The organism is Candidatus Methylospira mobilis (genome assembly GCF_009498235.1).
GTDB lineage: Bacteria > Pseudomonadota > Gammaproteobacteria > Methylococcales > Methylococcaceae > Methylospira > Methylospira mobilis.
Window position 1 is genome coordinate 1,993,047 of record NZ_CP044205.1, and the last position, 24,574, is coordinate 2,017,620.

The window sequence follows — 24,574 nt, forward strand, 5'->3', positions numbered from 1 at the left end:
TCGGGTTTAACGAGTTGTCCGCCTTTAAAAAGCTCAGGGATACACCTTATCAACCGGGGTTTATGGTTTGACCTCTTTTTCGTCGGCTATCAGATGGCTGGTAATAACCCACTTTCCTTTGTCGAGCACCAAAACCCTTAAGTCCCGCGTTTTTCTGGTGGGGTACACGTCGCCGCTGTTCGTCTTTTGCTCTATCGTTTCTCGATAGGATGAGGCGACAGCGATATCGGGCCGTATAAACCTGATGGTGGATGTGGAGGGCGTGCTCTTCCTCGGGGTTATTTTCGGACTTTTAAATAACTTGTCGAGAAATTGCTGAATTTCGGCTTTCCCCTTTTTGGAGACGCCAAAAGAATTGATCCAGTCTGTGTCATCGGCATAATCCTGCGCTGCGACTTTGGCATCGAATAGGTTCCACCCCACATCCCAATGCGAAATGACCTCCTTGATTGCGGCTGCTTCCGATGCCTTATCCGCCGCTATGCCGGGCAAGGCAATAACGATATTTATCGCCATAAAAATTACGGCTACCAAGAGTTTCAACCGATACGACATGCGTATTCTCCTTAACATCATGTTTAACAATAACTATTTTTCTGGGTTGGACGGCTGGCCATTACCCGATCCATCCCACCAGGCATTGATGACCCACTCGTAAGCGCCGTAATACAACGGCAAGGTTTTCGGTCGCTGCAAACGCTGGTTGTAAATCAGGTAATGATGGCTCAGATAGCGCCATGGCAGCACGTAGTAGCCGTGCATCAACACCCGGTCCAGCGCGTGGGCGACGGTTTCCTGCTCTTCCTGGGTATTGGTTTCATAAAGTTTCCTGATCAGTTCGTCCACCACGCGCGACTTCACGCCGATGACGTTCTCCGAACCGGACACATCGGCATCGGCGCTGTTGAAATTGCGCCACAGCTCGGCGGCGGGGTTGCGCGCCTCGCGAAAGGAGACGGATGCGAAATCGTAATCGAAGTTCTTCATGCGCGCGCGGTCGGCGACGGCGTCGGTGGGGCGCGGTATCAATACCATGCCCAGTTTTTGCAGGTTCAGGAAAAAAGCGTCCAGCAGCATGTTGCCGCGTCCGCCAGGCACTTCGATCTCGAACGGTTCGCCCTTGCCGTTGCGCAACACGCCGTCAGTGTTATGCCAGCCGGCTTCCGCCAGCAGTTCCAGCGCCCTGGCCATATTTTTGCGCAGGCTGGAAGGCGGTTTGGTCGTGGCCTGCTCGATTTGCGGGCCGAATACGGCCGGGTCGAGTTCGGCGCGGTAAGGCTCCAGCAGTTTCAGTTCTGCCTCGCTGGGCAAGCCCTTCGCCTGCAGCGGCGAGTGAGCAAAATAGCTGTCCTGACGGTCGAATTCGTCGTCGAGAATTTTGTGGTTCAACCATTGCCAGTCATAGGCGTAACTGATCGCCTCACGCACCCTGACATCCTTGAAACGCTCACGGCGCATGTTCAACACATATCCGTTCATCGCCGACGGGTTATGATGTTCGAATTCCTGCTTGATCAATTCGCCGTTATCGAAGCGCTTGCCGATGAACTGGCAGCACCAGTAGCGCATCCGCGTTTCGTTGAAAAAGTCGAAATCTCCCGCACGCATCGCGGCTACCTGGGTGTCCGAGTCCTTGTAGAGCTTGTAGACGACCTTGTCGAAATTGAGCGCGCCGCGCCGTACCGGGATGTCCTTGCCCCAGTAATCGGGGTTGCGTCGGTAAGTCACATTCTGGGCGCTGGCGGAAGGCGTCATCGTATAAGCGCCGCTGGCGATGGGCGGCTCCAGGCGCAATTGATCGAACGGCGTTTTTTCGCCGTTGGGCTTGTTTCCCCATTTGGGAGAAAACACCGGCAGGCTGCCCGCGACAAAAGACAGGTCGCGGCCCTTGCGGGTAAACTCGAAGCGCACGGTGTTGTCGTCCACAACGCTCAGTTGCCTGATTTCGGCAAAATAAGACTTGAATTTGGGACTGGCCTTGCGGCTGATCAGGGTGTCGAAAGAATATTTGACGTCGCTGGCGGTCACCGGGTCGCCGTTGGAAAACCGTGCTTTCGGGTTGATGTGGAAGGTCGCCGAGCCGAAGTCCGGAGCCACCTGTATATCGTCGGCCAGCAATCCGTATTGGGTATTCGGCTCGTCCAGGCTATACACGGTCAGGGTCTCGAATACCAGCTCCAGCAGACCCGGCGCAACCTTGCCTTTCAGCGTGAACGGGTTGTACTTGTCGAAGCTGCTGTTCTGGCTGACGACCGAAAGATTGAGCTTGCCGTTTTTGGGCGCGTCCGGATTGATATACTCGAAATGCTCGAAGGATGCGGGATATTTCGGCTCGCCGAATTGGGCCACGGCATGAGCGCCCCAGCCTGGGCCGCTCATGGCCAGATGCAATGCGGCGGCCAGTAAGGAGCGGTTGCTCAAGCGGAAAATTGCTGAAGATTTCATAGGGAAAAAACCAGGTTACAATGAGGCACTGACAAGGCGCTGCGTATAAGGATGCCGGGGATGCGCGATCACCGTTTCGGTTTCGCCGGACTCGACGATCTCGCCGTCATGCATGACATACAGCCGGTGCGCCAAGGCGTTGACGACGCTCAGGTCATGACTGATCAGTACATAACTGAGGCCGTATTTTTTTTGCAGGCGCACCAGCAATTGCAGCACCTGGTTTTGTATGGAAACATCCAGCGCGGAAGTGGGTTCGTCCAGAATCAACACACGGGGAGCCAGCACCAGGGTGCGGGCGATTGCGATGCGCTGCCGTTGTCCTCCGGAAAATTCGTGCGGATAGGAACTGAGCGCCGCAGCAGGCAGCCCGACCTCGTCGAGGACATCGACAATTTTGGCCTGGCGCTCTTCCTTGCTCAACTCGGGGAAATGCAAGCCTAGGCCCTCGCCGACAATCTGTTCCACCGTTTGCCGGGGCGACAATGCGCCGAAGGGATCTTGAAACACCACTTGCAGCCGTGCGCGCAAGGCGCGCTTTTCGCGTTTCGAACGCTGATTCAGCGGCATGCCCTCGAAATCCAGTTCGCCCGATTGCACCGGCACCAGACTGAGCAGCGCCTGGGCCAGGGTCGATTTGCCCGAGCCCGACTCGCCGACCACGCCGATGGTTTCTCCTTCGCGCAAGGATACGTCCGCGCCGCCCACCGCCACGAAACGATCCGTGCCGAACAATCCGCGCCAGCCGGGGCGTTTCTTCGGGTACTCCACGCGCAGTTGCCGGGTTTCCAGCAAGGTCGGCGCATTGTGGGCGACAGGGCCGATCTGACGCACCGGAAGGCTGTTGAGCAATTTGATCGTATAAGGGTGCTGCGGGTTGTTGTAAAGCGTTTCTGTGTCTGCGCTTTCCACCAGCTTGCCGCGCTCCATTACCGCTACCCGTTGAGCAAAACGCCGCACCAGAGGGAGGTCGTGAGTGATGAGCAGTACCGCCATGCCTTCTTCCTGCTGTAAATCGAGCAATAGTTGCACGATGCGGGCGCGTATGGTGGTGTCCAGGGCCGTAGTCGGTTCGTCGGCAATCAGCAGTTTGGGGCGGCAGGCCAGGGCCATCGCGATCATCGCGCGTTGACGCTGGCCGCCGGAAAGCTGATGAGGGAAGCTGTCGATGCGCCGTTCCGGTTCGCGTATGCCGGTGCGTTCGAACAAATGTATCGTTTTCTCGCGGGCTTGCCTGTGGGTAAGCCCCTCATGCAGCACCAGCGTTTCGATAACCTGGTTGCCGATGCTGTAAAGCGGGTTGAGCGCGGTCATCGGCTCCTGGAAGATCATGGATATGTCGGCGCCGCGTATGCCGCGCAGTTGGCCGGCGCTTTTTTGCAGCAAATCCTGACCCTGAAAACGGATGGTGCCGTCGATGCGCGCTTGCGACAGCAGGCGCAGTATGGATAACGCAGTCACGGTCTTGCCGGAACCCGACTCGCCCACCAGCGCAACCCGTTCCCCGGTGTTGATTTCCAGGTTGAGTTTGTCGACGGCCGGTTTACCGCCAAAACTGATCGAGACATTCTCCAGCGATAACAAGGGACTCGCCATCAGCCCGCCCTCTGTTCGGCGCGACGGGTATCCATTGCGTTGCGCAAGGCCTCGCCCATGAAGGTCAGCAATAATATCGTCAGCACCAACACGCCGAATGAAGCGGCGGAAATCCACCAGGCGTCCAGATTCTCCTTGCCCTGCAACACCAGACGGCCCAGGCTCGGCGACTGTCCTCCCACCCCCAGTCCGAGAAAATCCACGCTGGCAAGCGCCATGATGCCCGCGCTCATGCGGAAGGGCAAAAAGGTAATCACCGGCGTCAGGCTGTTGGGCAATACATGCCGCCAGATTATTTGCCAATGAGACAAGCCCAGCGCCCGCGCGGCCTTGACATATTCCAGCTGGCGGTTGCGCAGGAATTCGGCGCGCACGTAATCGGACAGATGCACCCAGCCGAACAGGGCCAGCAGCACAAACAGCATGGTGAAGCTCTGCTGAAAAATCGAAGCGAAGATTATCAGCAGATACAATTCCGGCATGGAGCCCCAGACTTCTATCAGCCGCTGGGTGAACAGGTCCACCTTGCCGCCGAAATAGCCCTGCACCGCTCCGATCAGGATGCCCAGCGCGGTTCCGACCAGCGTTAATCCGAAGGCGAAGGTGACTGAAATGCGAAATCCATACAACAGACGGGCGGCAATGTCGTAGCCGGCCGTGTCGGTGCCCAGCCAGTTGTCGCGCGAGGGCGCTCCTGGATTATGCGTGCTCGATGAAAAATAGCAGAGCGTGTCGTAGTAGTAGGGGTTGAGCGGATACAGAGCGAAGTTGCCCGGTTTGTTGAGTTGTTCGCGAATGTACGGGTCGTTATAATCGGTTAAAATCGGTAAATCGCCGCCGAAAACCGATTCCTGGTACTGCTTGACCAGCGGGAAATACCATTGGCCCTGATAATAAACCACCAGCGGTTTGTCGTTGGAAATCAGCTCGCCGGCCAGACTGAGTCCATAAACCGATAAAAAAACAACCAGGCTCCAATAGCCCAGACGCTGGCTTTTGAAACGCAGCCATAATCGACGGCCCGGTGAAACGGACTGTGTAAAGGTTCGGCTACTCGCCTGCTCCGGTTTGAGTAGCGGAGCCGCATCCAGCAATACGGCGGAGAGGGATTGGGATTCGGCTGATATGCTCATCAGAGGTCCTGCGCGTCAAATTTAATACGGGGGTCCACCAGCACGTAGGCGATATCGCCCACCAGCTTGGTAAACAAAGCCATCAAGGTGAATAAATACAGATTGCCCAATATCACCGGGTAATCGCGGCTGTTGATCGATTCGAATGACAATAGCCCCAGGCCGTCCAGAGAAAACAGGGTTTCAATGAGCAGGCTGCCGGTGAAAAAAGCGGTGATGAAGGTGCCGGGAAAGCTGGTCACCAGCGGCAGTAAGGCATTGCGGAAAACATGCTTCCACAACACCTGCCGTTCGGACAGCCCCTTGGCTCTGGCGGTCAATACGTACTGGCGGCTCAGTTCGTCGAGAAAGGTGTTTTTGGTCAGCAGGGTTTTCAGCGCAAAGGTGCTGACCACCGATGCCGTTACCGGCAGTGTGATATGCCATAAATAATCGGTAATCTTGCCGAACCAACTCAATTCGGCCCAGTTTTCCGAAGTCAGGCCGCGTAACGGGAAAATATCCCAGAACGATCCGCCGCCGAACAGTACGATCAGCATTACCCCCAGCACAAAGCCGGGAACGGCGTAGCCGCCCAGCACCAGCAGGCTGCTGATGAAATCGAAGCGGCTCCCGGCGCGTACCGCCTTAGCCACGCCCAAAGGCACGGAAACCAGATAGGCCAGGAAGAAGGTCCATACCCCCAGGGACACCGAGACCACGAGCTTGTCCTTGATCAACGACCACACGCTCTGGTTGCGGAAATAGCTGTCGCCCAGATTGAAGTGCAGAAAGTTGTTCAGCATCAGCAGGTAGCGTTCGAGCGGCGCTTTGTCGAAGCCATATAGACCGGACAGCTGATCGAGCTGCTGGGCGTCGATGCCCTTGCGGCCGTTATAGTCCCAGCTGCCGCCGTTATTGGCGTGACCGCCTTCTGCGCCCGCCCGGGCGCTGTCTCCATCCAGTTGCAGCAGCATATGCTCCACCGGACCGCCCGGCACAAACTGGGTGATGATAAAAGTCAGCGTCAATACGCCCAGCAAGGTGGGGATGATCGCCAATACGCGCTTTAACAGGTAATACCACATAGCTTGTCACGCAACCACGGTTGAGCATTAATTAAAAGATTCGGGTAACTATTCAGCGAATGCTATTGAGTCGTGACCGATGCGCCAGGGTTGAGGCAATCCAGTCGAGACACGCTGAAGCGTGACGGTAATATTAACCACGCTGCAAGTCCGTCCCCTTATGGAGGGCTTTCTGCGCCCATTCATGGACGCAGAAGGTCTCGCCTGACTTACCTCACTTCCTCTTCGCCGGCTATGCTGAATAGTTACAGATTCGGAAACTATTCGGCTCAATAAAGCCCTCTACGGAAAGCGCATATTAAAAGGGCTGCAATGTAATACTCGTATGAAACAACTTCGTAGGAGCGGGCTTTAGCCCCGGTCAGCCGCTTTCGCGGGCTAAAGCCCGCTCCTACAAGGCATTTCATTTCATCCGCAGGTTATGTTGCGCAGTCCCTTTAACCCAGCATTTTCCATAAAAAGCCCGGATGAGCTGAATGGCTGCAACGGTTCAAGCCGCTTTTCTGGCCGAGAACCGCGCGATTTCCGCCAATGGATTGGGATCTATCCACGCGCGCACATCAAAATCGGATTTCAGGAATCCGCGCTGATACAGGAAATTCTTGTAAACCTCCAGGCCTTTAATGGCTGTTTCGTTCAGGTCGGTGTATTGATGCTGGTGCAGGTCTTCGCCGTAAGCCTGTTTAACCCATTTCTCGTCCGAACCGGTTTCGCGCGCAATATAGGCGACGGTTTCAGCCGGGTGGGACGCAGCCCAATCGCCGATAGCGACCACGCGGGCGAGAAAACGGGCGACAAGATCGGGGCGATGTTCCAGGATGTGGCGATCCACCGTAATCGGACGCGGAGCGCCGTTATTGGCGCGCACCAGCGGGTCCGGATGGTTGCGGATGTCGTTGACGATGTTGGCGCGGATTTCGTGAGCAACCTGCACGCCGCGGGAACCTTTGACGAATACGGCGTCGACTTTCCTGTTCAACAAAGCCTGGATGAGAACCGCGTAACCTCCGCCGGTGCCGCGGCCGCCAGGCTGGGGTCCGCTACGATGCGCAGGCGCCGAGAAGTCTAACCATTCCACTTCCTTCTCTCCAACGCCACCCTGTTCCAGAGTAACGAGGAAACCGCGCAGCGCCCCCGCACGTCCATGGTCGATGGTGTTGTTATGCACGGGCAGGCCGATGCGGCGGCCGCGCAAATCTTCAGGCGTTTTAATGCCGGAATCGGGCAGCGCGAGGATCAGTTGAGATTCGTCTACCCAGTTCAGTCCGATAACGCGGGTTTCCGTGCCGTTGGCGCGGGTCCAGATCGCCGGCACATTGCCGCCCTGACGGAAGGAGTTCTGCAAATGATGGTCGTAATGGGATTCGCGCACAGCAGGGTCGATGGTGTCCTGCAGGGTTTTGATGGTAATGCCGTCAGCGCCGAACTCCTTATCGAACCAGCCAAGCTGCGAGGCCAGTCCCAGTGGTGTAGGCACCGAGCAACGGGTATACCAAAGGGTGTCTACGGTTATGTTTTGCTGTTTTTCTGTCATGGTTCTTGCTGTCTCACTGTATGGGTAGATGGAAATCCCCGAAGCTGGTCCGGGGTATATGCTTATTTTCAAAGCAGTTACCATGCCAGTGATTTTCAGCAGACGCTATTTTCGGCCCGGTTACTCCGTAGTCCGGGCAGTGCGGGCGGTTTTATCTGTGGTAGGGCGGCTGTCCCGACCACTCTTCATTTCTGCAGGGGCTGCTGGCAAAACAGCAAGGTGTGGGCGGCGTGTTGTTTTGGCAGCACTGGGACGTCTGTCGGCGAAAACAGCACCGGCATTTGTATTGCTTGATGCACTCCGTGATTGCTATTGCGTTGGTCATGCCGATGGGTATTGATTTTCAGATTGGTCTGATAACGTGGTTATCCATTAATAATGGTACAGTTTATGCCTTGCTGAAGCCACTATGCGCAAGACAAGACGAGGCAATCATGACCCAGTTCCATTGGCGAATTCCGATACACGGCTGCAAGGGCGATCTGGCTTCTCCTTTCTATACTCGCGGCACCTGGGGGCCGCTGACGGAAGGTAAACCGGCGCCGACCTTGACCGATGGCTCGGGGGATCGTTTTCCCTATCACGACTACCTGCTCGAAGTTGCCAAGGCGGCGGAGATTTCCGGTTTCGACGGAGCGCTGATTCCGTCCTTCCCCGACTCCGAAGATCCCTGGGTGATCGCATCGTCCATCGCGCGGCATACCAGGTCCCTGCGCTTCATGATTGCCTATCAGCCGTGCTGGTTCAACCCGCTGTATGCAGCCAAGGCTGCGGCCAGTCTGCAGCGCCTGTCGGGCGGGCGTTTGCTGTTCAATATCATCACCGGCGGCGGCGGACCTCCGCAGCTGTGGTGGGGAGACCGCATTGCCCACGACGACCGCTATACTCGCACCACGGAGTTTCTCGATGTGCTGAAAGGCGTCTGGAACGGCGGCCCGTTCAACTATAATGGTAAATTCTTCCAAATCGAAGAGGCGGGTCTGCCTGAGCCTTTAGCCGGACAAGTCTTTCCCGAACTGTACTTTGTCGGCTCATCGAACGCCGCGCTGGCCGCGCAGGGCAAACACGCGGATTACGATCTGACTCACCTGGAGCCGCGAGAGAATCTGCGCAACAAATTCAACCGCGTAAAGGAACTGGCCTCCAGGGACGGCCGCACTGTGAAACCCGCCGTGCGTTTCAACATCATCGCGCGTCCGACGCCGGAGGAGGCCTGGGAGGTAGTCCGCCGCGCCTGGGCGCAGGTGGATTGGGACGCCCGCGAGCGCAACCAGCGCAGCCAGAGGCTCGGCGACGGGGTAGGATCGTGGCGGACCGAGGTCACGCGCTCCACCCGCGTCGAAGACCTGGTGTTCGAAGGCTTGTGGGCCGGCTTCGGCACTCTGGGCAGTCAGGGTTCTCCGCTGGGTTTTGTCGGCAGCTATGAGCAGGCCGCCGAAACTATCGACGGCTTTATCCGTATGGGCGTGCAGGGCTTTATACTCTCCAGCACCCCCGCGCTGGAAGAAGCGTTCCATGTCGGCGAAGAAGTCTTGCCGCTGGTGCGCGGCAGCACCTCCTTCAAAATCGCAACCCGCTAAAGAGGTCCCGATGAGCATCGAATTTTTCTGGCAATTGCCTACGAGCGGAGACGGCCGCTCCTTGCGTAAGGAACACTGGAACCGCGGCGATTACACGCCGCCTGTCACCAGCCGCCCGGTGTTCGCCCGCACCGATGTCCGCCGCGGCGGTTACACCTGGTACGACCATCTCGCGCAGATCGCCCGAGCCGCAGAGATTACCGGTTTCGACGGCGTGTCGATTCCGCAAACGCCCGCAGGAGAGGAGCCCTGGGTCGTTTCCGGCGCGCTGGCGCGCGAGGCGCGGCGCTTGAAATTCCTGCCTTCCTTGCCCGCGCCGTTTCTGTCGGCGGTGTACTCGGCGAAGATGGCGATCAGCTTCCAGCGATTGACCGGCGGCCGGCTGGCTTGGAACCTGATCACCGAGGAACACACGCCAAAATCCTGGCACGGACATCGCTGGAGCATTGCCGAGCAGATCGCGCGCACCGGCGAATTTCTCGATGTCGTCAAGGGGTTCTGGAGCAACGCGCCGTTCACTTACCAGGGCCGCTACTACGAAGTGGAAAACGGCGGCTTCGGTCCCGCTCTTGCCGGACCGGAACTGCCGCTGATTTATCTGTCCGGTGAAACCGAAGAGGCGCTGGCGTTGAGCGCCAGATACGCCGATGTGCATTTCCTGCCGCTGGATTCGCTTGAAGCGACGCGCGGACGCATTGCGGATTTGACGCGGCGTGCGGCTGCGCACGGGCGGGCTTTGCGCTTTGCGATTCAGGCCGATGTAGTGGCGCGCCATAGCGGCGAGGACGCATGGCAAGATTTGCGCGGGCGCTGGGACAGGGAGATCGCCAAGACCGTGCCGATATCCGGCGCTATCGATCACTCCCAGGGTGCGGACAAAGAGGGTTTCGATGAGTTGATACTGGGCTCCAATCTCTGGACCGGCTTCGGCCTGGTGCGCCCCGGCGCGCCGGCGGGTATCGTCGGCAGCTACCGGGAAGTGGCGGACCTCATCAAGCAATATATCGATGCGGGAGTCGGCACCTTCGCTTTGTCCGCCAATCCGCATCTGGAGGAGGCTTACCGCATAGGAGAGCAATTGCTGCCGCTGCTCAGAGCGCGCCCGGCGCAACCTCTCGAACAGCTATCCTGACATTAATCATGGGAGCGATACTGGAAGCGATAACGTCGTACAACGGCTGGTTTTACTGGGCCTTGCTGTCCGCTGCGTTTGCGGCATTAACCGCCATTTTTGCCAAACTCGGGCTGGCGGGCGTCGACTCCGACCTCGCCACCCTGCTGCGCACGGCGGTCATCATCCTGGTTCTGGGCGCGTTCGTCGGCTACACCGGTAAATGGACAAATCCCATGGATCTCGCACCCAAAACCCTGGGTTTCCTGGTCTTGTCCGGTTTGGCTACCGGCGCTTCATGGGTCTGCTATTTTCGCGCGTTGTCTATCGGCGAAGCTTCCAAAGTCGCTCCGGTCGATAAACTCAGTCTGATTCTGGTTGCCGTTTTTGCGGTGCTATTCCTCGGCGAACGGCCCAGCGCCAGAGAGTGGCTGGGCATTTCCCTGATCGGAGCCGGCGTAGTGGTCCTGGGACTGAAACGTTGATTCATGCATAGCGCCGCGGTTTTCGACATGGACGGCCTGCTGCTGGATTCCGAGCGGCCGATCAGAGACATCTGGCGTTTGGTCGCTTCCGAATTCGGCCTGGTTTTGAGCGACGAAATTTACCTGCAATGGGTCGGCAGACGCTATGCCGATGTGGCGGAACAGTATGGCGGTATTTTCGGAGAACGGCGGCTGTTCGATGAAGCCTGCGGGCTTGTGCGAACGCGGGTGTCCGATTTCTATGAAGCGGAAGGATTCGCGGTAAAAACCGGCGCGGTCGAACTGCTGAGCTTGCTGAACGAGCGCGGCATTCCCTGCTGCGTAGCCTCATCGACCCGGCACGCTGAAGTCCGGCACCGCCTGGAAAGGGCCGGCCTGCGGGCTTACTTCGACGCTATTGCAGGCGGCGACGAGGCGTCCAATGGAAAACCGCATCCGGATTTGTTTCTGCTTGCCGCCGAGCGTCTCGGCGTCAATCCTCGGCACTGTCTGGTGTTCGAAGACTCGGAGCATGGCGCGCAAGGCGCGCTCGCCGCCGGCATGTCGGCGGTGATCGTTCCCGATCTGAAAACTCCCGCTCCGGATACGGCCGCGCTGTGCCTGGCGGTGCTGGAATCGCTGGCGCATGTGCCGGCGTTTTGTGAGGCGTGGTTTTCGCGGCAGCAGCGAACCGCACTTACGATACCGAGTCCGGCGCGATCAACCTGAGTCTAGGAAAATAGGCGCGAAAACGGCGAACATCACGAGTAAGCAGCGTCAATCCTGCGACTTGGGCATGGGCGCCGATGTAGAAATCGGGAAGCGGCAGGGTGCGCGTCCCGCCACTTTTTCGATAGGCAACAAAGGCGCGTCCCGCCAGGAAAGCGGCTTGCCATGGCAGGTCGGCGCGTTCGAGCAGCATATCCGATAAAATCGACTCTATTTGCGCCTCCGAATCGGCGTAGCCGGCCAGTTCCGCGTAAATAATGGGATTGATGAATACCTCGCCGCTATCCGTAGCGCGAACAAGCTGCGAGGAAGACCAGCCGTACCATTCGGACTGCGGATCAGAAACATCAATGATAACGTTGGTGTCGATGAGATAGCGATGCATTAGTCCTCGCCTCGTGTTTCTCGCATAATTTCATCGGTTGTCATAGCCGAGTTCTTGAAAGCGCCCCGCAATCGCTCGACCAATAATTCGCCTCGCGTCTTGCCGCTGACCGGGCGGAGCGTTACGACGCCATTGTCATAGGAAAATTCCACTTCGGTGTCAGGCATCAAACCAGCCTGTTTACGGATGGCGTTGGGTATGGTGACTTGACCCTTGCTGGTGATGCGCATGATTATCTCCTGCATTCTTACTAAGAAAAGTAAGACTATTGTAGTATTACATTGGAATCAACGCAAACACAGGGTCATGACTTTGGGCTGCAAACCGGGATGGACCTGATATGGAAGCGCGGACGGACTATCGATAAAGGTGCAACATTCCGTAGCAGCCCAAACGGGAGGACAACAGCGGCACAGGCTATCCGGCCATCCAGCCGGAGAATGAATTTGGATATGGTAAAAAATAACATCCCGAATCAGCCATCAACTCCGTTCGCCCTGAGCCTGTCGAAGGGCATTGCCCTGAATCTATCGAAGGACCGTTCATGGTTCGACAAGGCTCTCCAGCCGCATTCGCGGTGCTACGCCCACGAACGGGGAGGTTATTCTCGACCTCAAATCCCGGATGCACTTCGAATGGGAGCTTCTGGCTCGCCGGAGGAGGTATCCCGCTTTGAAGCGGGATGCTTGCAGCGTTTCAGGTGCAGGAAACACTGCGAGTGTTGGGTTATGGACGCTTCAGGTGCGGTAACCGCCAGGCGATTGCCGCATCTGAAGCCGGATATTAATGAGTCTTAAGCCGCTTTGGCTTTAAGCGAAGCCGCGTCGAACGGGCGCACGTCTATCCATTGATTGACATCGACCGGGTTCGGCAGGAACTTCCAGCGGTAAAGGAAATCCGTGAAGTCCTGCAAGCCCTTGATGTTTTGCTCGGACAGGTTCGTGTCCAGACGATGATGGGCGTTTTCGCCGTAGGCTGCCGTAACCCAGTATTCGCTGGCATTGGTTTCCCTGGCGAGGAAGCGGCGGGTTTCGTCGGGGTGGGCGCTGGCCCATTCCTGCGCCCGCAAGACGTTCTCGACGATCAGCACCGCCGAGTCGAAATAGTTGTCGATCAGATTGAGGTCGACCGTCAATGTGCGCGGCGTGCCGTTGTTTGCGCGTATCAAAGGGTCGGGGTGGACGCCGGTGTCGATGACCGTCACCAGGCCGAACTGACTGGCCGCCTGCGCCGCATGAGCGCCCTTGAGAAATATTGCATCGACCTCGCCACGGATCAGCGCGACCAGTTCCGTATTATGCCCGCCGCTACGGCCGCCGCCGAACAACTGGGTTCCGGCTACACGCTGGGCCGGTTCGTCGCTATGACCGGCGCCGATCGCCAGATCGACGATTTCGACATCATCCACGGTCAACCCTTCTGTTTTCAGTGCGTTTTCCAAGCCTCTGATTGCCTGCGCCCTGGAAAAGTCGATTTGCACGTTTTCCCATTTCGGCAAGCCGATGCGGCGTCCTTTCAAATCCTTCACGTTCCTGATTCCGCTCTCCGGCAGACTCAGTATCCGCTGGGTTTCATCGGACCAGGACAATCCCAGCAAGCGCGTTTCGCGGCCTGCCGAGCGCGCCCAGATGGCGGGGATATTGCCGCCGTGGCGCACGGAGTTTTCCAGAGTATGGTCGAAATGGGATTCCCGCACCGCCTTGTCGTTGGATTCCCGCAATGACTTGATGACCGTACCCTGGGCCTTGAAGCTTTCTTCCAGCCAGCCTTTTTGCAGCGCAATTCCCAAACCGGTGGGGACGGGGCAGCGGGTATACCAAAGTGTTTCCAGTTTTTTACTCATTTCATATGCCTATCGGATGAATAAGGAGTGAAGCCTGATGCTTCGTTTAAAGGGATTGGTTTTCCGGAGGCAACCGCAGTGTGTGACACATATAAAGTTAAACCTCCACGCCCAAAGCTAATGCCGCCGGCGATGCTTTGATAGTTGCCGGTCCGGAGCCAGGACTGCATGTCTTATGCCATGCGACTTTGTACCTGCTCACGGTGAAGTAAATCGCCCGTACCGGCTATATGAGCAAATAAGTGACTTTAAAACAGCAGGCAAACACCAGCCCTGTTTTTATTTCAGCAGGTTTCGGTATCCCTCTCTTCAGGGAAAAGGCGAGAGGGCAGTGTGGCGGAATATTCGTTAATCCCGGATTTTCGCTGCTAAGCGGATCATTTTGCCGGTGATATCCCGTAAAACCGGCTTTCCGACATACCTGACAGTAGATTGGTACGGTATCTGCTTAGTCAATGGTAACTGTTGTAAAAAAACAGAAAAAAATGTTAACGGCGCAACACATGGCTCTACGTATCAGCGCCAGACTAAAGAATGACAAGTCATAACTTTCAAAAGTAGAAACTCAAGATGAAACGGACTAAATCAAAAAAAAGGAATATGCGCGCCAAACGCTCGGATCGGTCTTTGCTTACGGCGTGGGTTGCCGCCTATTTGTCTTTAACCAGCGCAACGGCCTTGGCAGAGAAGGCCGGTGAGTCCTCAACAGCGGCTCCGGTCCCACAAAACGCGACTCAGGGAGCTGCTACGCCGGAGGACGGTTTCGCCGCCTATGACTGGGATGGCGACGGCAATATCAGCAAAAGCGAATGGAAGCGTGGGCCGAAACCCGGCACCCCGGCAAATGAAATAACGGCGGTCGGTGATCTCGATAAAAAGCAGCCGGACCCTAACGCTGTGCCGACAGGGGAGGGCGAAGGCAAAGCCAATTACGAGGCCCAGGAAAGAGCTGCGGAGCTGTCGGAGTCCAATCCCAATCAGCTCGGCGAAGTGGAGGTGACCTCCCAGAAGCGCAAGCAGTCCGAACAGAAAGTTCCCACCGCGCTTACGGTGCTCAACGGCCAGCGCATCATCGATCAGGGCATAGGCCGTTCCGCGGGCGATGTTCTGAACTTTGTTCCGAACGGCTCTGCCGGCACCCAGTTTCATGGCCGGCCGCGCTGGTTTATCCGCGGCGTTGGCACCGGTAATCAGCAGTTGGATCTCGCCAACCCAATCGGCTTTTACCAGGATCAGGTGTACATGGGGAACTCCACCGCGACCGGCATCCCGCTGTTCGATCTGGAGCGCACGGAGGTTATGAGCGGGCCGCAAGGCACGTTGTGGGGAAAGAATACCACCGGCGGCGCGATCGACGTGGTTTCGCGCAAGCCCAAGCTGACCGAGGATCAGGAGGGCTATGCAAAGCTGAGTTACGGTACTTATAACGATGCGATAGCCGAAGGCGCTTATGGCGCGCGTTTATACGACAACGTTGCCGTTCGCGGTGCGTTCCATTATGAGAATCAGGACGGACGTTTCAATACCTGGAACCCGGTCAATAATTCCGAAACCGGCCAGATGCAAGGCGGTTTCCACGATGCGATGTTTCGTGTATCCGGTCTCGCCAAAATTACCGACGACCTTGAGGTTTTGGCCAATGTGCATTATCGCGATTATTACACGCAAGGCGGCGTAACTACAACAGGTACTAGCATGCCGGGTACTGCGGGTACGGTGCTTTATAAGGACCCGCTGACCGGGTACACCAATACGCCGAGTACGAACTCCGAGATTATCTCAGCGGGCAAATTATTGCCCCTCACCAACAACCAGATCAATCAGACCGGGGCGATGCTGAATTTGACGCAGAAATTCGACGATTACACCTTGACCGGCATCACCGGCTATGAAAACTGGAAATCCCAACTCTACGGCAGCGCCCCGAATCCGCAAAGTTCGGAGCAGGTTACCCAGGAAATTCGTCTGGCTTCTCCGGGCAACAAGGATTTCTGGAACTGGCAAAACGGCGTGTTTTATTCGTACGAGAATATCAGTTCCAATACCTATACCGGGACTACACCATGCGGCGTCGGTCTCACCACTACGCAAATTGCGGCGCAGCCCAATGGCCTCGGATGTTTATCCTCGCTGGGTCAGCAATCTTACAGCAATCAAAATTTCAGTCACAACGATCAAAGCGCCGCTATATTTACCAGCAATACGTTTAATATCACCGACGATATTTTGGCCACGGCCGGTTTCCGATACACCTATGAAAACAAGAACGTGAACATGAGCCGGCAGCAGGCGGTGGCCCCGGCAAACGGCACGCTGAATTACAACGACGCCGCGACTCTGAACGGCGTGGTCGGAAACGGAGCGGTCAGCAGTAATCCGTTGTTTTACAATCCGAACGTTTGGTGGCAGTCGGTCAATCCCAGCTATCTGCCCACTCAGGTGGTCTATAGCCCGGCCGCTGCGGCAGCGAATCCAACCGCTTCCAATTTCGTAGGGCAAAACAGCGTGTCCTGGAACATGATTACCTACGACGTGACGCCGCAATGGAACATCACCAAAGACGCCATGGTCTATTTCAAGTATGCCAAGGGCATGAAGTCCGGCGGTTTCAATACGTCGGCGGCGCAGCTTTCCGTTTTCAACACGCTGATCAAGCCGGAGACGCTGTACGACTACGAAGTTGGGGCAAAAACAGCCTGGTTCGACGGCCGCTTGAAGGCCAACACCACGCTGTTTTACTACAGCTACCTGAACGATCAGGTCAATGTCACCGCCGTGCCGATTTCTACCTTCCCGAACAATCAGTCCGGTTATATTTATAACGTCAACAAAGCGCATTCGGAAGGCGCGGAATTCCAGGTCGAAGCGCTGCCGATACAGGATTTGCATTTGATCGGCAACATCGGTTTGCTGGATACGCGCTTTGACGATGTCGGCAACATCAATCAGAACGGCGTGCCGCTGACGAGTCAGATTCTGCAGGGCAACCAGATGGTGCGTTCGCCGCATTTCAACAGCTTCCTGCAGGCCGACTACCGTCTCCCGCTGGATATCGACTACGTGCATTTCATCGCCAGCGGCGATTGGCGCTACCAGTCGCAACAGTATTATTACGTCAACTACCAGTTTCCATCGAATCCTACCACTCCTTACGGCGCTACGATACAGCAGCCCGGTTATTCCATGGTCAACTTCCGCTTTACCGTTGCGAGCAACGACGAAAAATACAGCCTGACCGCCTATATGCTGAATGCATTGGATGCCCAATATTTGAATCATAGCAGTCTTCCGGCAGCGAGCACTCTAAACGGCGCGGGTTTGATTTATGGTCAGCCGCGCACAGTAGGCTTGCAGTTGAATGTGCGTTACTGGTAGGTGTTTTTTAAATGATTAAAAATAAACAGGAGGTAAGACCATGACGACAGAATTTATTTGGCAAGTGCCGACCGCCGGCGACGGGCGGCACGGCGACGCCGGCCAGACCCGGCGCGGCGAGCGTTCAGCGCATGAGCGCGCGCCTTTTACCGAGGGCGTAAGCGATCCGCGAGGCAGCCGCTTTAATTTTCTCGATCATCTGCACCAGATCGCGCGTGCTGCGGAGTTGTCCGGTTTCGACGGCATTCAGATCCGGAACGATCTGCAAGGCGACGAGTCCTGGATCGTTGCGGGTTATCTGGCGCGCAGCACCCGCCGTTTGAAGCTGCTCGCCGAGTTCGAGGCATCCCGCGGTTCGGCGGTTTATGCAGCCAAGAACGCAGCCAGCTTCCAGCGTTTCAGCGGCGGCCGCTTTGCCTGGCAGATCAGCCAGGGAGGCGACGAAGCCCTGCGCCGCCGCCATGGCGATTTTATTCTGGACAGCGACCGCATTGCACGCATAGGCGAATTCATCGAAGTGGCCAAGGGCGTGCTTACGCAGTCGCCTTACAGCTTCAAGGGGCGCTTTTTTGAAGTGCTGGAAGGCGGCTTCAACGGGCCTTTGGCCAATAATGCGGTCCCGCCGGTATATCTGTCCGGCAACACCACGGAAGCTTACCGTTTGTCTGCGCAATGGGCGGACGTGCATGTGCTGGACGCCGTTCCGGTGGATGAGCTGGAGCCGGTTATTTCAACATTGCAGAGTCTGGCTGTCGGGCATGGGCGCAGCCTTGCGCCGGGTTTGCGCATCGATGTTCTCGCTCGCGAGGATGAAGACGAGGCACTGCACGATGCGCAACGCTATTTGGCGCAAACGGGCCGAAGCGTGAGTTCCACAGATCCCGTGGTTGCTCCCAACTTATGGTCCGGGTTTGCCACCGAGCGTACCGGTGCCGCCGCGTCGCTGGTGGGCAGTTACGCACAAGTGGCTGAACGGCTGGACGAGTATGCCGAAGCCGGTATCTCCAGCTTTGTTCTCGCCGCCATCCCGCATTTCGAGGAAGCCTATCGGATCGGCGAGCAGGTGTTGCCGCTGCTCCGTTCGCGTACGGCTGCAAGATCGTCCCAGGCGGCCTGATTGCCGCAATTTGCCAACAGCAGGAGAAAAATATGACCATAGACGTATTCTGGCGCATTCCCACACACGGCGAACCCAGTTCCCACCGCAGCCGCAAACCCTGGCGCGGCGACTGGTCCCCCGGTAACGACAGCGCGCGTAAACCCGGCCTTGGCGGAGGAGAGGACGGGACGACTTATATCGATTATCTGGCCGAAATTGCCCGCGCGGCGGAAATTTCCGGATTCCAGGGCGGGCTGATTCCATCCTTCCCGATGACGGACGAGCCCTGGGTGATCTCGGCTTTCCTGGCCAGGGAAACCAAAACCTTCCGTTTCATGATTCCGTTCCAGCCCGGCTTTCTCAATCCGGTGGTTGCGGCGCGCAAGACCGCCAGCCTGCAACGCGCTACCGGTGGCCGGGCCTTGTACAACATCATCACCGGCGGCGGCGGGCCGCAGCAACTGTGGTGGGGCGATTCGGTCCCTCATGACGACCGTTACACCCGCACCACCGAGTTTCTTGATGTGGTGCGCGGAGTCTGGAAGGGCGGTCCTTTCTCCTATCAGGGAAAATTTTACCAGGTGGAAGAAGCCGGCTTGCCATATCCGCTGTCCGAGGAAGAGTTCCCGGAGATTTATTTTTCGGGATCGTCCGACGCGGCTTTGGCTTCGGCATCGAAACACGCCGATTATTATCTGTCCTGGCTGGAGCCGTTCGCTGCGCTGCGCGACAAATTCAGTCGCGTGAAGGAGCGTACCGACGTGCTGGGACGCAAGATCAAATGCGCCGTGCGTGTCGATATCGTGGCGCGTCCGACCGAGGAAGAGGCGTGGGAGGAAATTCGTCGCGGCTTTGAAAACGTCGATCCCGACGCCTTGGCGCGCTTCCAGGGCGCAGGAGAAAGGAGCGAGTCGGTGGGGGCCGCGCGTCAGCGCGATTTCAGGCCGGCCACCATCAACAGCTACAAGGATCTGATTACCGAATCCAACATCTGGTCGGGATTCGGTCTGCTGCGCGGCGGACAGACACAGGGCATCGTCGGCAGCTACGAGCAGGTGGCCGAGCGGCTGGACGATCTGGTACAGCTCGGCGCCGATGCGTTCATTCTTGCCGGCACGCCGCATCTGGAGGAAGCCTACCGCGTCGGCGAAGAGGTATTGCCTCTGGTGCGCGGACGCCCATCCGGTTCCGCTGCACTGCGGGCAGTGGGCTAGTCAGGCATCGGTTCAGTATTTATTAGCGCCGCCGGATTCGCCGGCGGCGCATGACAATATCAAATTAACAGCAAGGTAGCCAACATGTCAGTTACATCTCTTCCGGGGTTGAGCCCGGAACTCCAGGCGTTCGTGGACAAAACCACCGAGGAAGCCAGACTGGCGTTCCGGGTGTTCCGGGAAACCGGCACCACCACAGCCCAAGGCACCGTAGGTTTCGTCGAGCGGGTCCCCAACGAGGAAAAGCTGGTGATCGTCAATTATCCGGGGCCGTTCAATCCAGACAAGGAAATCACCTCCACAGTGGTCGGTTTCGACGGCACCGTCTATCTGGGCAAAAACAACGGCGGCGCAGGACGTTACCTGAAGCTCTTCCGGCAACATGCCGACGTCACCAGCATTTCCCATGTGCATACGCCGCATCTGGGGGCTTGGGCGCAGACGCATCGCACCCTGCCGATCCGTTATGTGCCGGTGATCCGCTTCAAATTGTTCAAGGAGGTGCCGGTTTACATAGACCGCAGACAGGAGGAAGTTCAATTCATCCTCGATCGCATCAGGGAAAATCCGCACACTCAGGCCATACTGGAAGCCAACGGCGGCTCGACGGTATGGGGCAAAAAGGGTTTGCGCGAGCTGGCCGAATACATACTGATACTCGAAGAAGGCGCCAGACTGCAGATACTTGCCGAATCCATCGGCGGTTCCAGGGATTTGGGACCGGGGGTATGGAAACAGCAATGGAACATGGGCGGTCTTTATCAACAAGCCCTCGAACTGGGGTTGATTCCGCCAACGGATAAATGAGTTTTTGCCGTTAGCACAGCAAGTTCTCATCACCCCTGGACGGGTTCGTCCGGGGGTTTTCGCGTGGGCGTTGAAAAATCATGGCCGCATGAAGCGATCTTTGACCCAAGAAAAATATGTCTTACTTTTCCTGCTTAGCAGTAACCCCTGACACGAAAATTTCAGGTGGACTCGATATCAAGGCCATGCCGCGCGTGCTTTGGCGGCTGACCCAACTCAGTTTTCGCTATCCCTGGCGATGTTTTTTCGCATTGTCCTGCGCGCTCGCCGCCGCCGCGTTTAACCTGGCGACTCCGCGCTTATTGGGGCAGGCGGTGGATCAGGCTCATCATCTGCTGGTCGAAGGTCACACGCACCCGGAAGAAACGCGCGCGGCCTTTCTACTGTTGACGACGAACATCTGGGGAGAGGCGGCGGAGCAGGCCTATCGTCTGGTGATAGAAGGTCATGCCCACGCGGTCAGCCCTCGCGCCGCTCTGCTCGCCACTGCTTTGATGATCCTCGTTGCCTGTGCGTTGCGCGGCGCCCTGACAGGCTTGCACGGTTACTGGGGAGAAGCCGTGGCTCAGCGGGTGGGCTATGATTTGCGTCTGGCTTTCTTCGAGAAACTCCAGCGCCTGAGCTTCAGCTTCCATGATGCTAATCATTCGGGCGATCTTATCGCCCGCGGCATGCTGGATCTGGAGGGCATCCGCGCCTTTCTGGAATCCGGTCTGCTGCGGTCGATTGTCCTGCTGCTGGTGGGCGTCGGGGCCTGGCGGCTTTTAAGCGTGGATGTCGAGCTTGGACTTATAGCATTGAGCTTTGTGCCTTTCGTGGCCTGGCGAGCTATCCGCATGGGATTGTTGTTGCGTTTGACCTGGCAGCGCCTGCAACAACTGATGTCCGACCTGACCTTGTTCATGGAGGAAAACCTGCAGGGCGTCCGGGTGGTGCGCGCCTTCGCCGGCAAAAGCTTCGAATTGGCGAAATTCGATAAGGCCGCCCAGGCGGCTTTGCTGTTGTCCAACCGGCGCATCTCCTTACGCATGGGCTCGGTCAGCCTGATGAACTTCGCCTACCATACCGCCATGGGCCTGGTTTTGTGGGTCGGCGGCCATCGGGTCGGCGAGGGCGGGATGACCGTGGGAGCGTTGACCGAGTTTCTGACCTTCATGACCTTGCTGCAGCAGCCGATACGCCAGATAGGCATGATCGTCAACTCCAGTTCGCGAGCCACATCGGCGGGGAGCCGGCTGTTCGAGGTGCTGGATGCCGTTCCGGACATACGGGATGCGCCGGGAGCGAAGACGTTCGCGCCGGGATCGGGCGTGCTGCGTTTCGAGTCGGTGGATTTCGCCTATAGCCGGGGGGGAAGGAAAATTCTTTCCGATATCAGCTTCGAGGTCGGGCCTGGGAAAACCCTGGGTATCGTCGGGCCTCCCGGAAGCGGGAAATCGACTCTCGCCCATTTGATTCCGCGCTTCTACGATGTGAGCGGGGGCAGGATTACCCTGGACGGACAGGATATTCGCGCGGTGACTCTGGATTCCCTGCGCCGCGCGGTGGGACTGGTGCAGCAGGAAATATTCCTGTTCGACGCCACGGTGCATGACAATGTTGCCTATGCAGAGCCGGATGCCGATGAGCCTCGCGTGGTGGAGGCGGCGTCCATTGCGCAGATACATCAGCATGTAGTTCGCTTGCCCGAGGCTTATGCGACCCGCGTCGGCGAACGCGGCGTCGCCCTGTCGGGCGGGCAGCGCCAGCGCATGTCTATTGCACGCGGATTGCTGGCCGGGCGGGCCATTATCGTGCTGGACGACTCCACCGCAGCTATCGACGCGGTGACCGAGCAGCAGGTGCGCGCTTCGCTGCGCGGGACGGTAAGGGATCGAGGCGCCATCATCATAGCCCACCGCCTCGGCTCTCTGCATCATGCCGACGAAATCATTGTGCTCGACGAGGGAAAAATCACTCAGCGCGGAACCCACGACGAATTGCTGCGGCTGGGAGGAACCTATGCCGAATTGTGGGCGTTGCAGCACTTGCCTGATTCGAACGGATCGCCATCCATAAGCTGCGAGTCCAACCTCGCTTTGGAGGTGGCCTGATGAGCGCGATGCGCTATGGAGCGGGGCGGGGCCATAGAGAGGCCGGCGCTCACGACTTTGGCGATGATGCATTGACGCGTTTCGACCGAGGCGTGGTGCGTCGTTTGTTTGGTTTTGTCCGTCCTTACCGGCGCACCCTTGCCGGCGCTTTACTGGCCGTTGCGCTGGCTACGTCGGTTCAAGTGTGCATTCCGTTGACAGTTCGCTATGCGGTCGATAGCGCGGTCGGGCGTTCCGCGTTTCCGTTAAACACGGTGCTGGCCGGGTTCGGCGTGTTGATTGCCTTGAACGGGATATTGGCCTATCTGCAGGAATCGATTTCGGCGCATTTGGCGCAACGCGTCATATTCGATCTGCGCCGCGCCATGTTCGCTCATTTGCAGGACGTCTCGCTTTCCTTTCACGATCAAACCCAGGTTGGGCGATTAATGGCGCGCTTGCAGGGCGATGTCAACGCATTGCAGGAATTCATGGAAAACTCGGTTTCGGCGATCGGCGATTTATTTCTGCTGATCGGCATTATCGCGGTCCTGCTGTGGATGGATGTGCGGCTCGGTCTGTTGACCTTGACGGTTCTGCCTATACTGGCCGTTGTGCGCGCGCTGTGGATACCGTGGGCGCGGCCAAAATTCCGCCGCGCGCGGGAAGCCTCTTCCAGCGCAAATGCGGCACTGGCGGAGAATATCAACGGCATCCGCACGGTACAGGAAAACCGGCGCGAAGCCGTTAATTTCAAGCGTTACCGCAAGCGGGCGCGTGAAAATCTCGACGCGCAGATAGACTCGTCCCGAGCCTCCCAGATCATGGTGCCGGCAGTGGATATGCTGACCGGTTTGGCCATGGGCATCGTTGTCGTCGTTGGCGGAGACAAGGTGCTGTCTGGTACGCTGGGGGTGGGCGTGATGGTGGCCTATATTTTTTATGTCCAGCGTTTTTTCGACCCGATCCGCACCTTGTCCATGCAGTACACCACTATGCAAAGCGCAATGGCCGCCGGACACCGTATCTTCGAGGTACTGGACGTGCCGGTGGCTATCCGCGACCAACCCGGCGCCATAGCGCTGAAAGATCAGGAACCGTCCATCGAATTTCGCAATGTCACCTTCGGCTACCGACCCGGACAGCCGGTACTGCATGATGTGTCTCTATGGGTGGAACCGTACCGAACGGTGGCGCTGGTCGGTCCCACCGGCTCCGGCAAAACCAGCATCACCGCCCTGACTCATCGATTTTACGACGTCTGGCAAGGTGCGGTTCTGGTAGGGGGCGTGGACGTGCGCGATGCGACCCAGGACTCTTTGGGCCAGAGCATCAGCATGGTGTTGCAAGAGCCTTTTCTGTTCAGCGGAACGATACTGGAGAATATCCGTTACGGTGTACCAGGGGCCAGCCATGAAGACGTATTCGCCGCCGCCAGAGCGGTAAGCGCCCACGGATTTATCGAGCGTCTGCCCGACGGTTACGACACTTTGTTGGGGCAGCGCGGCGGTAATCTGTCGATCGGCCAGCGTCAACTGCTCAGTTTCGCCCGGGCGCTGCTGGCTGATCCGAAAATTCTCATACTGGATGAAGCCACCGCCAATATTGATAGCTTTACCGAACGCGATATTCAACAGGCGTTGAAGCGTTTGCTGAAAGGGCGGACCAGCCTGGTGATTGCTCATCGCCTGGCGACCATACGCGAAGCGGATTTGATCGTGGTGCTTGATCGCGGACGCGTCGTCGAGCAAGGCAATCACGCGCAATTGCTCGCCAAAAACGGTCTTTATGCCCGCCTGCATGCCGGCAGCCGCGCTTCGTTCGATGACTGGACGGGACGGCGGTGCCTCAATCAGCTTGAGTGGTAACTATTCAGCTACCGTTGAATATCACTGTAGGAGCGGGCTTCAGCCCGCGAAAGAGGCTGATCGCGGCTAAAGCCCGCTCCCATGAGGTTGTTTCATACGAACATTACATTGCAGCCTTTTTAAGGATGCGTTTTCCGTAGGGGGATCTATTGAGTTTTATTTTTATATATTTCTTCAACGCCTTTAACCCGGTCCAGCGTCTCTATGAGTATTTTATGATTAACGGGATTCAGTCCGGAGAACGGTGATTGG

The 24,574-nt window shown here is 57.5% G+C and carries 19 protein-coding genes; 10 read left to right on the top strand and 9 right to left on the bottom strand.

All coding sequences use genetic code 11. The annotated features are described in order from the left end of the window. Window positions 1-60: 60 nt before the first annotated feature. The 6 genes from F6R98_RS08750 to F6R98_RS08775 all read right to left on the bottom strand — a co-directional run bounded on the left by F6R98_RS08750 (window position 61) and on the right by F6R98_RS08775 (window position 7,775). Window positions 61-555 carry a YybH family protein gene (locus F6R98_RS08750; RefSeq protein WP_194270198.1) on the bottom strand — a complete coding sequence of 165 codons (495 nt, stop codon included), beginning with the start codon at window positions 553-555 and terminating at the stop codon, window positions 61-63. Window positions 556-588: 33 nt separating this feature from the next. Then, window positions 589-2,445, bottom strand: a complete 1,857-nt coding sequence (locus F6R98_RS08755; protein ID WP_194270199.1) for an extracellular solute-binding protein — start codon at window positions 2,443-2,445, stop codon at window positions 589-591. Between the two features lie 15 nt (window positions 2,446-2,460). Next, on the bottom strand, window positions 2,461-4,041 hold the full coding sequence (locus tag F6R98_RS08760) for an ABC transporter ATP-binding protein (RefSeq protein WP_153248696.1): 1,581 nt from the start codon (window positions 4,039-4,041) through the stop codon (window positions 2,461-2,463). Next, window positions 4,041-5,174 (bottom strand): ABC transporter permease, encoded by a 1,134-nt coding sequence (locus F6R98_RS08765; protein WP_153248697.1) that lies wholly within the window; start codon window positions 5,172-5,174, stop codon window positions 4,041-4,043. Before F6R98_RS08765 ends, F6R98_RS08760 begins: the two co-directional genes overlap by 1 nt. Further along, window positions 5,174-6,241, bottom strand: coding sequence for a microcin C ABC transporter permease YejB (locus F6R98_RS08770; protein WP_153248698.1), 1,068 nt, complete (start codon window positions 6,239-6,241; stop codon window positions 5,174-5,176). Before F6R98_RS08770 ends, F6R98_RS08765 begins: the two co-directional genes overlap by 1 nt. 490 nt (window positions 6,242-6,731) lie before the next feature. After that, window positions 6,732-7,775 (bottom strand): ABC transporter substrate-binding protein, encoded by a 1,044-nt coding sequence (locus tag F6R98_RS08775; RefSeq protein WP_153248699.1) that lies wholly within the window; start codon window positions 7,773-7,775, stop codon window positions 6,732-6,734. A 434-nt stretch (window positions 7,776-8,209) separates the two neighbouring features. Here F6R98_RS08775 and F6R98_RS08780 point away from each other — a divergent pair, with 434 nt between their 5' ends. From F6R98_RS08780 to F6R98_RS08795, 4 genes are read left to right on the top strand one after another with little or no spacing between them, the layout of a single operon-like run. After that, a complete protein-coding gene (locus tag F6R98_RS08780; RefSeq protein ID WP_153248700.1) occupies window positions 8,210-9,355 on the top strand; it encodes an LLM class flavin-dependent oxidoreductase in 1,146 nt (381 codons plus the stop codon). Window positions 9,356-9,365: 10 nt separating this feature from the next. Beyond that, complete coding sequence (locus F6R98_RS08785) at window positions 9,366-10,487, top strand: LLM class flavin-dependent oxidoreductase (RefSeq protein WP_194270200.1); 1,122 nt, start codon at window positions 9,366-9,368, stop codon at window positions 10,485-10,487. A gap of 8 nt (window positions 10,488-10,495) precedes the next feature. After that, window positions 10,496-10,951, top strand: a complete 456-nt coding sequence (locus F6R98_RS08790; RefSeq protein ID WP_228125178.1) for an EamA family transporter — start codon at window positions 10,496-10,498, stop codon at window positions 10,949-10,951. A 3-nt stretch (window positions 10,952-10,954) separates the two neighbouring features. Then, complete coding sequence (locus F6R98_RS08795; protein WP_153248702.1) at window positions 10,955-11,659, top strand: HAD family hydrolase; 705 nt, start codon at window positions 10,955-10,957, stop codon at window positions 11,657-11,659. Here the strand turns inward: F6R98_RS08795 and F6R98_RS08800 are convergent. From F6R98_RS08800 to F6R98_RS08810, 3 genes are all read right to left on the bottom strand, one after another. Beyond that, window positions 11,628-12,044, bottom strand: a complete 417-nt coding sequence (locus F6R98_RS08800) for a type II toxin-antitoxin system VapC family toxin (RefSeq protein ID WP_153248703.1) — start codon at window positions 12,042-12,044, stop codon at window positions 11,628-11,630. The two genes, F6R98_RS08795 and F6R98_RS08800, sit on opposite strands and share 32 nt — an antisense overlap. Continuing rightward, complete coding sequence (locus F6R98_RS08805; protein WP_153248704.1) at window positions 12,044-12,274, bottom strand: AbrB/MazE/SpoVT family DNA-binding domain-containing protein; 231 nt, start codon at window positions 12,272-12,274, stop codon at window positions 12,044-12,046. The genes F6R98_RS08800 and F6R98_RS08805 overlap by 1 nt, the downstream gene beginning before the upstream one ends. 563 nt (window positions 12,275-12,837) lie before the next feature. After that, window positions 12,838-13,887 (bottom strand): ABC transporter substrate-binding protein, encoded by a 1,050-nt coding sequence (locus F6R98_RS08810; protein WP_153248705.1) that lies wholly within the window; start codon window positions 13,885-13,887, stop codon window positions 12,838-12,840. A gap of 570 nt (window positions 13,888-14,457) precedes the next feature. Here F6R98_RS08810 and F6R98_RS08815 point away from each other — a divergent pair. The 6 genes from F6R98_RS08815 to F6R98_RS08840 all read left to right on the top strand — a co-directional run bounded on the left by F6R98_RS08815 (window position 14,458) and on the right by F6R98_RS08840 (window position 24,322). Then, on the top strand, window positions 14,458-17,262 hold the full coding sequence (locus F6R98_RS08815; RefSeq protein ID WP_153248706.1) for a TonB-dependent receptor: 2,805 nt from the start codon (window positions 14,458-14,460) through the stop codon (window positions 17,260-17,262). Window positions 17,263-17,302: 40 nt separating this feature from the next. Continuing rightward, the gene (locus tag F6R98_RS08820; RefSeq protein WP_153248707.1) at window positions 17,303-18,379 is read left to right on the top strand and encodes an LLM class flavin-dependent oxidoreductase; all 1,077 of its coding nucleotides are present in this window, start codon (window positions 17,303-17,305) and stop codon (window positions 18,377-18,379) included. Between the two features lie 32 nt (window positions 18,380-18,411). Then, window positions 18,412-19,575, top strand: coding sequence for an LLM class flavin-dependent oxidoreductase (locus tag F6R98_RS08825; protein ID WP_153248708.1), 1,164 nt, complete (start codon window positions 18,412-18,414; stop codon window positions 19,573-19,575). Window positions 19,576-19,659: 84 nt separating this feature from the next. Next, window positions 19,660-20,382 (top strand): class II aldolase/adducin family protein, encoded by a 723-nt coding sequence (locus tag F6R98_RS08830; protein WP_153248709.1) that lies wholly within the window; start codon window positions 19,660-19,662, stop codon window positions 20,380-20,382. A 116-nt stretch (window positions 20,383-20,498) separates the two neighbouring features. Beyond that, the gene (locus F6R98_RS08835) at window positions 20,499-22,475 is read left to right on the top strand and encodes an ABC transporter ATP-binding protein (RefSeq protein ID WP_153248710.1); all 1,977 of its coding nucleotides are present in this window, start codon (window positions 20,499-20,501) and stop codon (window positions 22,473-22,475) included. After that, on the top strand, window positions 22,475-24,322 hold the full coding sequence (locus F6R98_RS08840) for an ABC transporter ATP-binding protein (RefSeq protein WP_228125179.1): 1,848 nt from the start codon (window positions 22,475-22,477) through the stop codon (window positions 24,320-24,322). The genes F6R98_RS08835 and F6R98_RS08840 overlap by 1 nt, the downstream gene beginning before the upstream one ends. Window positions 24,323-24,574: the final 252 nt, after the last annotated feature.

Coding starts and splice junctions, on each gene's coding strand:
- F6R98_RS08820 (WP_153248707.1), top strand. CDS start 17,303: ATGACGACAGAATTTATTTGGCAAGTGCCGACCGCCGGCGACGGGCGG.
- F6R98_RS08775 (WP_153248699.1), bottom strand. CDS start 7,775: ATGACAGAAAAACAGCAAAACATAACCGTAGACACCCTTTGGTATACC.
- F6R98_RS08805 (WP_153248704.1), bottom strand. CDS start 12,274: ATGCGCATCACCAGCAAGGGTCAAGTCACCATACCCAACGCCATCCGT.
- F6R98_RS08800 (WP_153248703.1), bottom strand. CDS start 12,044: ATGCATCGCTATCTCATCGACACCAACGTTATCATTGATGTTTCTGAT.
- F6R98_RS08835 (WP_153248710.1), top strand. CDS start 20,499: ATGTCTTACTTTTCCTGCTTAGCAGTAACCCCTGACACGAAAATTTCA.
- F6R98_RS08760 (WP_153248696.1), bottom strand. CDS start 4,041: ATGGCGAGTCCCTTGTTATCGCTGGAGAATGTCTCGATCAGTTTTGGC.
- F6R98_RS08840 (WP_228125179.1), top strand. CDS start 22,475: ATGAGCGCGATGCGCTATGGAGCGGGGCGGGGCCATAGAGAGGCCGGC.
- F6R98_RS08825 (WP_153248708.1), top strand. CDS start 18,412: ATGACCATAGACGTATTCTGGCGCATTCCCACACACGGCGAACCCAGT.
- F6R98_RS08795 (WP_153248702.1), top strand. CDS start 10,955: ATGCATAGCGCCGCGGTTTTCGACATGGACGGCCTGCTGCTGGATTCC.
- F6R98_RS08785 (WP_194270200.1), top strand. CDS start 9,366: ATGAGCATCGAATTTTTCTGGCAATTGCCTACGAGCGGAGACGGCCGC.
- F6R98_RS08770 (WP_153248698.1), bottom strand. CDS start 6,241: ATGTGGTATTACCTGTTAAAGCGCGTATTGGCGATCATCCCCACCTTG.
- F6R98_RS08755 (WP_194270199.1), bottom strand. CDS start 2,445: ATGAAATCTTCAGCAATTTTCCGCTTGAGCAACCGCTCCTTACTGGCC.
- F6R98_RS08790 (WP_228125178.1), top strand. CDS start 10,496: ATGGGAGCGATACTGGAAGCGATAACGTCGTACAACGGCTGGTTTTAC.
- F6R98_RS08765 (WP_153248697.1), bottom strand. CDS start 5,174: ATGAGCATATCAGCCGAATCCCAATCCCTCTCCGCCGTATTGCTGGAT.
- F6R98_RS08750 (WP_194270198.1), bottom strand. CDS start 555: ATGTCGTATCGGTTGAAACTCTTGGTAGCCGTAATTTTTATGGCGATA.
- F6R98_RS08830 (WP_153248709.1), top strand. CDS start 19,660: ATGTCAGTTACATCTCTTCCGGGGTTGAGCCCGGAACTCCAGGCGTTC.
- F6R98_RS08810 (WP_153248705.1), bottom strand. CDS start 13,887: ATGAGTAAAAAACTGGAAACACTTTGGTATACCCGCTGCCCCGTCCCC.
- F6R98_RS08815 (WP_153248706.1), top strand. CDS start 14,458: ATGAAACGGACTAAATCAAAAAAAAGGAATATGCGCGCCAAACGCTCG.
- F6R98_RS08780 (WP_153248700.1), top strand. CDS start 8,210: ATGACCCAGTTCCATTGGCGAATTCCGATACACGGCTGCAAGGGCGAT.